Here is an 11,272-nt window from a genome sequence, read left to right as displayed (position 1 = left end):
GTCACCGCGGCGGCCCTGTCCCCGTCCACCGGGCAGCTTCTGCTCACCCGCCGCAAGGACGAACCGGGGCTGGCGCTGGAGGCCTGGCGGCAGGCGTGACGAGCGTCAGCCGCCGGTGGCGGGCGACCGGGTCACCGCGGCGGCCCTGTCCCCGTCCACCGGGCAGCTTCTGCTCACCCGCCGCAAGGACGAACCGGGGCTGGCGCTGGAGGCCTGGCGGCAGGCATGACGAGACGTCAGCCGCCGGTGGCGGGGGACTTCTTGGCGGACTCGGGGACCGTGGCGTCGGCGCGGATCGCCTTCCACAGGGCCGAGGCCTGCGGCTCGGCGGCCACCACGCGGTTCGGGTCGACCTTGTCGTACGCCACCGGGAGCATGATCGTCTCCATGGTGGAGGGGTTGACCCCGTTCAGGCTGCGGCCGAACTCCGCGAGCTTGGTGAGCGAGGCGAGTTCGGAGTCGGTGGTGAGCGCGGCGGTCAGCTTGTCGGCGATCTTGTACGCCTTGACCGGGCTGCCCAGCAGGTCCTGTTTCTGGATCTCCGCGAGCAGGGCGATCATGAACTGCTGCTGGAGGCCGATCCGGCCGAGGTCGCTGCCGTCGCCGATGCCGTGCCGGGTGCGGACGAACTGCAGGGACTCGGTGCCGTCCAGCCGGTGGGTGCCCTTGGTGAGGTCGAGGCCGCTGGAGGTGTCGTGGATGTCCTGGTCGACGGTGACGGTCACCCCGCCTATCGCGTCCACCAGGTCCTTGAAGCCGGCGAAGTCGACCTCGACGTAGTGGTCCATGCGGACCCCGGACATCTGCTCCACCGTCTTGACCACGCAGGCGGGACCGACCTGGGAGTAGATGGAGTTGAACATCACACGCTGTGCGGAGGCGACCGTGGAACCGTGCGGACTGGTGCACTTCGGGCGGGTCACCAGTGTGTCGCGGGGGATGCTGACCGCGACGGCCTGCTTGCGGCCCTCGGGTATGTGCATCACCAGCGCGGTGTCCGAACGGGCCCCGGAGACCTTGCCGGTGTTCAGCTTCGCGTTGGCGCCGGCCCGTGAGTCCGAGCCGAGAATCAGTATGTTCTGTCCCGAAGTGGGCAGTTTCTCCGGGCGGTCGTCGCCGATCGCCTTGTCGATGTCGACGCCCTTGATGTTGCCGTCGATGCCGCTGTAGAGCCAGTAGGCGGTGCCCCCGCCGGCGGCGACCAGGACGGCCAGCGAGATCAGGATCCAGCGGCCTCTGCGGCGCCCGCCGGTGCGCTCGCGCTTGCGGCCTCGTCCGCCGCCGCGCCCGGGGGCCGCGTCGGCGTCGCTGAGCTGGGGCGTCGAGACATGACTCATCCTGCTTCGAATCCTCAAAGATCGTGCCCCGGCGGGGCGGTGCTGTGGCGTGAGGACTCGGATGGGGGGAGGCCGGTCCCGGTGGTGGTGCCCGGTCGAAACCGCACAGGGGGCGGACGATCGCACGATCATGCACAACCCGTGATGTATTTGTAAACACCAGCCAAAGAAATAGTATGCGCGCCATGAAGTGGCTGATAACAGGCGGTGCCGGCTTCATCGGCGCCCATGTCGTCCGCGCGATGCTCGCCGCCGGTGAGCGCGTCGCGGTGTACGACGACCTCTCGACGGGCGACCCCGCCCGCGTCCCCGACGGTGCGACCTTCGTCAAGGGCTCGGTGCTCGACGGCACCCTCCTGCGGCGCACCCTGTCCGACCTCGGGATCGACGGCGTGGTCCACCTCGCGGCCAAGAAGCAGGTCGGCGAGTCGGTGGAACGGCCGCTGCACTACTACCGCGAGAACGTGCACGGGCTGCAGACCCTGCTGGAGGCGGCCGCCGACACCGGCGTACGGCACTTCCTGTTCTCGTCCTCCGCCGCCGTGTACGGCATGCCCGACGTGGACCTGGTGACCGAAAACACCCCCTGCGCCCCGCTCAACCCGTACGGCGAGACCAAGCTGGCGGGGGAGTGGCTGGTGCGCGCCGCGGGCCGGGCGCACGGGATGACGACCGCCTGTCTGCGGTACTTCAACGTCGCCGGGGCGGCCGACGCGCAGCTCGCGGACACGGGCGTCTCCAACCTCGTCCCGATGGTCTTCGAGAAGCTCACCGAGGGCGGCGCACCCGTGATCTTCGGTGACGACTACGACACCCCGGACGGCACCTGCGTACGGGACTTCATCCACGTCGAGGACATCGCCGCCGCCCATCTCGCCGCCGCCCGCGCGCTGCCCGGCCGGGAGCCCGGCAGCGACCTGACGGTCAACATCGGGCGCGGGGAGGGGGTCTCCGTCCGCGAGATGATCACGCTGATCGGCGAGGTCACCGGCTACGGCCCGGCGGCCGCCCCGGTCCACGCGCCGCGCCGCGCCGGGGACCCGGCGCGGGTCGTCGCCTCGGCCGACCGCATCCGCGCCGAACTGGGCTGGACGGCCCGCCACGACGCCCGCACCATGGTCGCCTCGGCGTGGGCGGGCTGGTGCCGGCGCCATCCGGAGGCCCGCCGCTGATGGCCGCTCCCGTGCGCGACCGGGTCGCCGGGGCGCGGCCGGCCGGCCGTACCCCGGCGACCCGCACGGTGCGGTCCGGGCCCTGGCTCCTCACCGGGCACGACGGCCGGCTCATCGCCTACGCGCAGGTCGACGACGCCGTGCTGCGCTGGACGGAGACCCGCCCGGGCGGCCCCGACTGGACCGGCCCGGACGTGCTGCCGGTCAAGAACGTGACCGAACTCACCGTCGCCCAGGGCCGCAACCGCTACGCCCACCTCGTCGGCCGCCGGGCCCGCGGCACCGGGGACGCGTCGCCGGCCGTGGACCTGGTCTACGCGATCCAGTACCAGGCGGGCCGCCCGCTGAGCGAGTGGCGGTCCGCCGGCAACCCGCACGCCAAGCGGGAACGCACCGCACAGATGGGCACCCCCACCGCCGCCGTCGACACCTCGGGCGCCCTGCACATCCTCGTGGCCACGGCGGAGGGGCGGCTCGCCCTGCGGCGCGAGGACGCCCGGGGCCGCTGGGAGCCCTGGCTGGACCTCAAGGTCGCGGCCGTCCTCGACACCCCGGCCGCGGTGGCCACCGCCACCGGGCAGCTGCACCTCCTCGCCCCCACCCGCGCCGGCGCCCTGACCTGGTGTCAGCCCAGGCCGGGCGCCGTACCGGAGCGGGGCCCCGACCTCGCCGTCGTACCGCTGCCCGGGTCAGCCCGCGGTCTGGAGACCTCGCCGGGCCGGATCACCTACTACCTCACCGACGCGGTGGGCGGCGGTGCCGTCGCCGTACGCCCCGGCTCCTGGCCGGTGCCGCTCGGCGGGAACCCGGGTGACGGACGGCACGCCGCGCTCGCCACGACCCTCGACGGATACCCCTGCACGGTGCTGGCCCACCGCGACACCGAGGGCCGGATCGTGCTGGGCGCGTGCGGCGCCGAGGAGGAGCACCACGGCGTCTGGTGGACCGACACCGGCGCCGTCTGCCAGGGCGATCCGGTACTCGCCCGCGACGGCCTCGGACGGGTCGTGCTGCTGGCGCTGACCGAGGACGGTGGGCTCGCGCTGGCCCGCCAGGACGACGGCCCGGGGCTGAGCCTGGGCGACTGGAGCCCACTGTGAGCGCGCGAGGCGACGGACACGAGAAGGACGTGAGGGCATGACGCGCAGGTCCGGCCGGACCGGGCCCGGACCCGCGGGCCGCACACCGGACGGCCGCGGGCACCTGGTGGCCGTCGTCGTACCGGAACCCCGGGACGCGGTGGCCGTGGTCGAACGGGAGGCGCCCGGCAGCGAGATCGCCGTGGTCTGCCTGCGGCCCGGCGGCAAGGACGGCCGGGCGGCCCTCGACCGGGCGCTCGCCGCCGCCGAGAGCCGCGGCTGCCGGGTGCGCGGCGGCCCCCGGGTGCTGGACACCGACCCCCGGCAGGCGCTGCCGGCCCTGCGGGAGGAACTGCGCGCACTCGATCCGGAACGGCTGCACACCCTCGACCCGGACCCCGTGCACACCGGCCTGGACGAGGCGAGCGGGATGCCCTCCTACGGGGTGCCGGACGCGCACGCCGAGACCGCGGCCGTCGCGCTCGCCGCGGCCCGGGCCCATCAGGCCGGGACGGGACGGCCGTTGTACGTCGACTGCCTGCGCGCCGAGCAGGGCCCGGACGGTGCCGGCGCCCCGCGCCACCCGGCGCCGGTGAACTGGCTCTCGGCCGGCTTCGACGGCCGGCTCACCGCGTTCTGGCCGACCGCGGCGGGAGTGGTGCGCTGGTACGAGGAGCTGCCCGGCGGCCGGTGGCGCGGCCCGGAGCTGCTGGAGGGACCGGGGCTGCTGCCCGGTCTGCTCGTGGTCCGTGATCCGCACGGGCTGCCCCATCTGCTCGGGCTGCGCAGGACCGCCCGCGGTGACGGCGGGGTGGACGTCGAGGTGGTGCACGCCGCCCAGTACCGCACCGGGCGACCGCTCACCCCCTGGCACTCGCTCGGCGGGCCGAACGCCGCCGCCTGGCGCAAGGGACGCGAAGTGGGCTTCCCCGCGGCCGCGTTCGACGCCGCCGGGGACCTCCTGGTCTTCGTGCGCAACTTCGGGCACAGCGTCAGCCACCGCCGCCGGTCGGCCGACGGCGAGTGGACGCCGTGGCGGCACCTGAGCGGGCTGCGGGTCGCCGATGACCTGGTCGCGGTGACCGCCGAGCACGGCGGGGTCGAGCTGTTCGCCCGGGCGCGGGACACCTCGGCCGTGCTCCGCTGGTACCCAGGCCCGGACGGCACCTGGAGCGAGGACCGCGGGCTGCCGTTCGCCGCCCGCCCGGGCAGCCTGGCCCCGGCGGCCGAGCCGGGCGCGGTCCTCTTCCGCGACGCCCGTACCGGCCGGACCTGCTTCTGGCGGCCGGGTGCCCCCGGTCCCTACCCGCTCGACGACCCGGAGAGCGGCGGCGGCGCGCCGTCCGCGGCCCGGGGCGCCGAACTCGCGGGCTGGGGTTACTCCGTGCTGGTCGGCCGGGGCGCCGACGGGACCTGCTCGCTCGGCGCGCATCCCGCGGGGCGGCCGGACACCGGGGTGTGGTGGCAGGACGCCGGCGCGCCCTCGTACGGTGCTCCGGCCGCGGCTGTCAGCCGCGCCGGACAGCTCGCCGTGGCGACCCGGATACCCGGCGGGCGGCTGCTGGTGGCCCGCCGGGACGAGAGCCGGGACGGGCTGGCGCTGGCCGGCTGGCGCCCGGTGGGGGACTGAGCCCGGCCTGTCGAACTGCCAAGGGGGTGGCTGGATTCCCACCCCCGCCCGAGGGCAGGCGGATGGCTTGATCGCGGCCAGAAAGCTCTTGCCGGTGCGGCGATCCCTGGCATTCGCAAGGCCTGAGCCAAGTCTGCCCCAAGGACACCCCATGGTTCCCCGATGTGAAGATCGCAAATAGTTGTACGGGTTGCCTGTGATCAACGTCGCGGTCAATCCCAGGTCAATGTGCGTCGACACTTAAGTGAAGGATTGTTAAAGTTCGGGTCGCTTATGTGATTGGCCTGTGAAATCGGCAGGCCGGTGTGTCCTGTTTAAGGGGTGACTGGGGGGTTATGGCCAGGCTTTCGCTGCGGGCTGTCCAAAAACTGACCTGCAAGAAACGAGACGCCTGGTGGACGGTCTTCCTCGTCGACCCCGTCGCGACCCGACTGCTGCTCGTCGTCGCCCGCTTCCGCTTCATCACCCCGAACCGGGTCACCTGGGCGGCGCTGTTCATCGGCCTGGCCGCGGGCGGCTTCTTCCTGGAGGGCGACCGGCGGTCGCTGATCATCGGGGCGCTGCTCTACCACCTGAGCTTCATCCTCGACTGCATCGACGGCAAGCTGGCCCGCCTCAAGGGCAACGGCACCGTCTTCGGCGGCTGGCTCGACTACGTCTTCGACCGCATCCGGGTGCTGTTCTGCGCCCTCGCCCTGATGGGCGGCCAGTTCCTGCCGCACGACGACGAGCGCTACCTGGTGGCCGCCCTCGTCGTGGTCTTCCTCGACATGCTGCGCTACGTCGACGCGCTCCAGATCTACAAGATGCGCATGTCGATGCGGACCAGGATCGAGAAGGTCACCCGGACCCGCGCCGAGGCCGAGGCTGCGGCCACGGCCACGGCCGTGCAGGAACGTTCCGTCAGGGAGCGGGAGACCGCCGACGGCTCGCCGGTCGTCTTCATGGAGGACCTGCTCCGCGACAACCCCCACACCCCCGCCGAGACCCTCCGCGCCGAGGCCGGCACCGGCAACGTCGTCGACCTGCACGAGCAGTTCCGCGGCCAGTTCCCCTGGTACACCCGGATCCGCCGGGCCATGCTGCGCACCCGGGTGCGCCCGCACCTCATCAGCGGCATCGAGTTCCAGATGTTCGTCTTCATCGTCGGCCCGCTGATCGGCCGGATCCTCATGACCACCGCCGTCTCGGCCGCCCTGCTGCTGCTCTTCGAACTCGTCATCATGTACAAGTTCTGGCTCTCCACCCGCGACTACACCAGGGTCATGGAGGAGCTCAGCCCCGCCTCCGGCACCACCGGCACCATCGCCCCGCAGCTGCACCGGGGCCGCCACCGCCGCGCCGCGGCCGACGCCCTGCTGACTGACGAGCGCTACCAGGCCCCGGCGCCGGAGGACGACCCCTTCTTCCAGCCGTACCCGAAGCCCAACACCGTGCTCGAGGTACTCCCGCACCTCCCCGCGCCGCACGGCGACACGATGCCCCTCACCCAGATCACGAGGGTCGCGGCCCGCAGGATCCCGGCGGCCCGGGAGGACTACCGATGAGACCCGGAACAGCGACCACCGACGCCGAGTACGACGGCGGCAACTCCCGGGTCACCGTCGTCATCCCCGCCCACAACGCGGCCACCACGATCGGCAAGGCGCTCCAGTCGGCCCTGAACCAGACCTACGAGCCGGTCGAGGTGATCGTCGTCGACGACGCCTCCACCGACGGCACCATCGAGGTCGTCGCGAACTTCGCGGGCACCGACCCCCGGGTCCGGGTGCTGCGCCGCAAGGAGAACAGCGGCGGGGTCGGCGCCCCGCGCAACTGGGGCATCGCCCAGGCCGAGGGCCGCTGGGTGACGTTCCTGGACGCGGACGACGAACTCCCGCCCCGCGCCTGCGAACGGCTGGTCGCCAGTGCCCTGGAGACCGGCAGCGACATCACCGCCGGCCAGGCCGTCCGGGTCAACCGGGCCACCGGCGACACCGAGCCCTGGGCGCCCGAGGTCTACGCCATGGGCCGCACCGTCTCCGGTCTGGAGGAGTTCCCGCTCCTGCTCTCCGACCCGATCGCCGCCGCCAAGCTCTACAGCGTGGAGTTCCTGCGCTCGTACGGCATCTGGTTCCCCGAGGGCGTGTTCTACGAGGACACCTACTTCTCCACCGTCGCCGGCTGCCTCGCCCGGGGCATCACGGTGATCACCGAGCCCGTCTACCGCTGGATGTGGGAGCCGGACGGCACCTCCATCACCGGCCGCACCGGCGAACTGCGCAGCATCACCGACCGGATCGCGGTGCACCGGGCCACCGACCGGTTCCTGCTGGAGCGCGGGCTGTGGCAGCTGAAGGTGCGCAAGGACGCCAAGTTCCTCACCCACGACCTGCGCCTGTACATGCGCGCCCTCGCCGAGGGCGACGCCGCCTTCCAGCAGCGGTTCGCCGACATCGTCAGCTCCTACCTGTTCTCGCTGAGCGAGGAGGCCTTCGGGCTGTGCGGCCCGGTCGACCGGGTGCGCGCCTACTTCCTGATGTACGAGGAGATCGAGGCCGCCCTCACCACGCTGGACTACACCCAGCGCAAGAGCGTCTTCTCCTCCCACCTCGTCGAGGAGGACGGCCGGGTCTACTGGTCCGCCGACCATCTGCACCTGCCCGACGCCCGCCGCATGCTCGACGTCACCGAACTGGGCCTGGCCGCCGCCCCGGTCACCCAGCTCCCGCTGTTCGCCCAGCTCACCAAGTGGCGGGTGGCGCGCACCGAACTGTCGTACACCGGCGAACTGGTCAACCGCTTCGGCCGGATCGCCCCCGGCGACCCGGTCTCCCTCTCCCTGGCGGTCCGCAACCGGCACAGCAAGAAGGACGTGGTCGTCCCGGTCCGTGAGGTCTCGGTCGGCGAACGCCTGCTGACCTTCGAGGGCAGCGCCGACCTGGTGAAGCTGCTCGGCGACGACCTCGCCGACAGCACGGTGTGGAACGTCTCGGTGATCGTGGAGTGGAAGCGCAGCCGCTCCCGCTCCGCGCTGAGCGTCCGCGACCTCACGCTGGAGGGCCTCACCTTCGAACGGGACGGCGAGGAGTACGAGGGCTACCGCACCGTCAGCGGCAACCTCGCCCTCCGCTCCGCCACCGCGGGCCGGCGTACCTTCGAGACCGAGCAGAACGACCCCGACGCCCCCTGGATGTGGTGGCGCGACCGCGTCCATCCGCCGATCCGGCAGCTCACCGGCCCCTTCCAGCTCGCCGTCGTCGTCCCCTGCTACAACGTGGCCAAGTACCTCGACGACTGCCTCGGCTCCCTCGCCGCCCAGCGCGGCTTCGCCGAGACCCAGGTGATCCTGGTCGACGACGGCGCCACCGACGAGACGCCCCGGATGCTGGAGCGGTTCGCCGCCCACTACGCCAACGTCACCGTCGTCCACCAGCGCAACGGCGGCCTCGGCAACGCCCGCAACACCGGCCTGGACCGGGTCGTCGCGCCGTGCGTCACCTTCCTCGACTCCGACGACATCCTCGGCGAGGACGCCCTCGCCGCGATGCTCGAAGCCGCCCACCGCGACGGCTCCGAGGTCGTCATGGGCGACCTCGTCAACTTCCCCGACCGGCCCTACGGCCCGTGGAAGGACTACTTCGGGCAGGGCGACCGGCTGGTCACCGACTTCGCCGAGATCCCCGACATGATCTTCAGCGGTTCGGCCTGCAACAAGCTCTTCTCCACCGCCCTGCTGCGCCGGCTCGGCCTGCGCTTCGGCGAGGGCGTGCACTTCGAGGACGCCTGGCTGACCCTGCCCGCCATGCTCCGCGCCGGCTCGCTGAGCATCGTGGACCGGCCCGTGTACTGGTACCGGGGCCGCCCCGACGGCTCGTCCATCATGGACTCGCTGTGGAGCAAGCCCGCCAACTACCGCGACCATCTGCGGCTCAACCACTTCCTGCTGCAGTACAGCGCCGAGGCACGCCCGGAGATCCGCCGGATGTTCCAGCGCTACGCCACCCGCACCTACAAGGGCTTCCTGTGCAACGCCCGGAACGTGATGGGCCGTTCGCAGCTCGCCGAGATGTTCCCGGACATCCACCGGCACTACGCGCAGATCCCCGACGACGTCATCACCGAGTTCGTCACCAGCCCCGCCCAGCAGCTCGACCACTACGCGGCCAGAACCGGGAACTTCCCACTGTTCGCCGACCCGGAACCGGCCCTCGCCGCGGCCCCGCCGGTCGTGGAAGTCGACGACGACGGCTTCTACCGCACCTTCCCCGGCGGCCGGCAGCACAGCGCCGCGGCCCGGGTCAAGGACCCCAACGTGGTGGTGGAGAGCGTCCGCACCCGGGACGACGTGCTGGTCCTGGAGGGCTGCATGGCCTTCCCCGGCATGGACCTCGGCGGCCCGATGGGCAACCGCCTCGAACTCGTCCACCAGGTCCGCGACACCAAGGTCACCGTCCCGCTGACCCAGGTCTACCGCCGCGACCTGAGCAACGCGCGGGGCGGCCGGGACCTGTACGCCGGCTGGTACGCCGAGATCCCCGCCGACCGGCTCGCCGAGACCGGTTTCGGGGTCGGCGACTTCCGGCTGCGGGTGCACCGCCCGGACGGCACCCGGCACCGCAACGTCGTCATGAAGGCCCGCCTCGCCCTGCACCGCCTCAAGGGCCCGGGCAAGGTCGGCCGGTACCCCTACATGCTGACCATCGGCGCCCAGGACGCCCTGCATCTGCGCCTGGTCGCCCCCGACCGCACCGCCCGTCTCAGGCACGCGATGTGGCGGGCCGGCCGCGAACTGCGCATCCTGCGCACCCGTAACCCCGGCTGGCGGATGCGCCTGGCCTACTGGCTGACCTATCCCTTCCTCAACGGCAAGGAGATCTGGCTGGTCGGCGAGCGCTCCGACACCGCGCAGGACAACTCGTACCACTTCTTCAAGTGGGCCCGGATCCACCGCAAGCGCCGCAACGTGTACTACGTCATCGACGCGGCCTCGGCCGACCACGCCAAGGTCGCCCCGTACGGGAACGTCCTGAGGCTGGGCTCCTTCAAGCACCGCATGTACCTGCTCCACGCGACCAAGCTCATCGGCTCCTACGACTCCGAGTCCTACCTCGTCCCCGAGGGCTACAAGAAGGCGCTCTTCCTGCACCGCTTCGGCGAACTGGTCAAGTACCAGCGGGTGTTCCTCCAGCACGGCGTCACCTACAACGACGTGACCTCCGGCGCCGACCAGCGCATCGCGAGCTACGACCTGCTGGTCACCGCCGGCCGCCAGGAGCGCGACTTCATGGCCCAGGAGGCCGGCTACGGCGACCGCGCCCAGCCGGTCGGCTTCCCGCGCTTCGACGCCCTCCAGCGCGAACGCCGCGACAAGCCGCGCATCCTGCTGATGCCCACCTGGCGGCAGTGGATCGTCACCGCGTCCTACAAGAAGTCCGCCGGACCGGCGCGGACCAGCTTCACCCAGTCCGAGTACTACCGCTTCTACCGGACCCTGCTCTCCGACCCCCGCCTCGGCCGCGCCCTGGACCGCTTCGGCGTGGACCTCGAATTCTTCCCGCACTACGAGATCCGCCCCTACCTGCACACCTTCCAGTTCTCCTCGCCGTCCATCCACGTCGCCGACCCGCACACCCGCAATGTGCAGCAGGCGATGAAGGAGTGCTCGCTGATGGTCACCGACTACTCGTCGGTGTTCTTCGACGTGGCCTACATGGGCATCCCGCTGGTCTACGTCCCCTTCGACGAGGAGGACTTCTACGGCCGGCACTACAAGCGCGGCTACTTCAACCTCGCCGAGGACGGCTTCGGCCCGGTCTGCCGTACCGTCGACCAGGCCGTCGACGAGATCATCGCCGCCATCGCCCGCGACTTCACCGTCCAGCCCGAACACCGGGCCCGGGTCGAGGAGTTCTTCGTGCACCGCGGCGGCGGCAACTGCGAGCGCGTCTTCGACGCCGTCGACGCGCTGGGCACCGCCTCCGCGGCCGCACTGGCCCCCGGTCGCCCGATCGGCGCCCTCCCGGCCCCGCTGCCCAGCCTCACCGAGTGGATCGACGCGGCCTGACCCTCTCC

Annotated in this window: 6 protein-coding genes; 5 read left to right on the top strand and 1 reads right to left on the bottom strand. The window is 72.0% G+C overall.

Annotated elements, in window-relative coordinates:
* Positions 1-236: 236 nt before the first annotated feature.
* Positions 237-1,337 carry an LCP family protein gene (locus AB0D59_RS19440; RefSeq protein ID WP_362566440.1) on the bottom strand — a complete coding sequence of 367 codons (1,101 nt, stop codon included), beginning with the start codon at positions 1,335-1,337 and terminating at the stop codon, positions 237-239.
* A gap of 185 nt (positions 1,338-1,522) precedes the next feature.
* Here AB0D59_RS19440 and galE point away from each other — a divergent pair, with 185 nt between their 5' ends.
* From galE to AB0D59_RS19415, 5 genes are all read left to right on the top strand, one after another.
* Positions 1,523-2,509 carry a UDP-glucose 4-epimerase GalE gene (galE, locus tag AB0D59_RS19435; protein ID WP_362566438.1) on the top strand — a complete coding sequence of 329 codons (987 nt, stop codon included), beginning with the start codon at positions 1,523-1,525 and terminating at the stop codon, positions 2,507-2,509.
* Entirely contained in the window at positions 2,509-3,609 is a 1,101-nt protein-coding gene (locus AB0D59_RS19430) for a hypothetical protein (protein WP_362566435.1), read from the top strand. The genes galE and AB0D59_RS19430 overlap by 1 nt, the downstream gene beginning before the upstream one ends.
* A gap of 37 nt (positions 3,610-3,646) precedes the next feature.
* Positions 3,647-5,218 carry a hypothetical protein gene (locus tag AB0D59_RS19425; RefSeq protein WP_362566432.1) on the top strand — a complete coding sequence of 524 codons (1,572 nt, stop codon included), beginning with the start codon at positions 3,647-3,649 and terminating at the stop codon, positions 5,216-5,218.
* Positions 5,219-5,553: 335 nt separating this feature from the next.
* On the top strand, positions 5,554-6,765 hold the full coding sequence (locus AB0D59_RS19420) for a CDP-alcohol phosphatidyltransferase family protein (protein WP_362566429.1): 1,212 nt from the start codon (positions 5,554-5,556) through the stop codon (positions 6,763-6,765).
* On the top strand, positions 6,762-11,264 hold the full coding sequence (locus AB0D59_RS19415) for a glycosyltransferase (RefSeq protein ID WP_362566426.1): 4,503 nt from the start codon (positions 6,762-6,764) through the stop codon (positions 11,262-11,264). Before AB0D59_RS19420 ends, AB0D59_RS19415 begins: the two co-directional genes overlap by 4 nt.
* Positions 11,265-11,272 lie beyond the last annotated feature (8 nt).

Origin of the sequence: Streptomyces sp. NPDC048417, from assembly GCF_040651615.1 — a bacterium.
Lineage (GTDB): Bacteria > Actinomycetota > Actinomycetes > Streptomycetales > Streptomycetaceae > Streptomyces.
Note: the sequence above shows the minus strand (reverse complement) of the source record. Positions and strands in the feature narration are given on the sequence as shown.

Excerpts from the sequence above, each read along its gene's own strand:
- AB0D59_RS19440 (WP_362566440.1), bottom strand. The coding sequence starts at position 1,337 with ATGAGTCATGTCTCGACGCCCCAGCTCAGCGACGCCGACGCGGCCCCC.
- galE (WP_362566438.1), top strand. The coding sequence starts at position 1,523 with ATGAAGTGGCTGATAACAGGCGGTGCCGGCTTCATCGGCGCCCATGTC.
- AB0D59_RS19430 (WP_362566435.1), top strand. The coding sequence starts at position 2,509 with ATGGCCGCTCCCGTGCGCGACCGGGTCGCCGGGGCGCGGCCGGCCGGC.
- AB0D59_RS19425 (WP_362566432.1), top strand. The coding sequence starts at position 3,647 with ATGACGCGCAGGTCCGGCCGGACCGGGCCCGGACCCGCGGGCCGCACA.
- AB0D59_RS19420 (WP_362566429.1), top strand. The coding sequence starts at position 5,554 with ATGGCCAGGCTTTCGCTGCGGGCTGTCCAAAAACTGACCTGCAAGAAA.
- AB0D59_RS19415 (WP_362566426.1), top strand. The coding sequence starts at position 6,762 with ATGAGACCCGGAACAGCGACCACCGACGCCGAGTACGACGGCGGCAAC.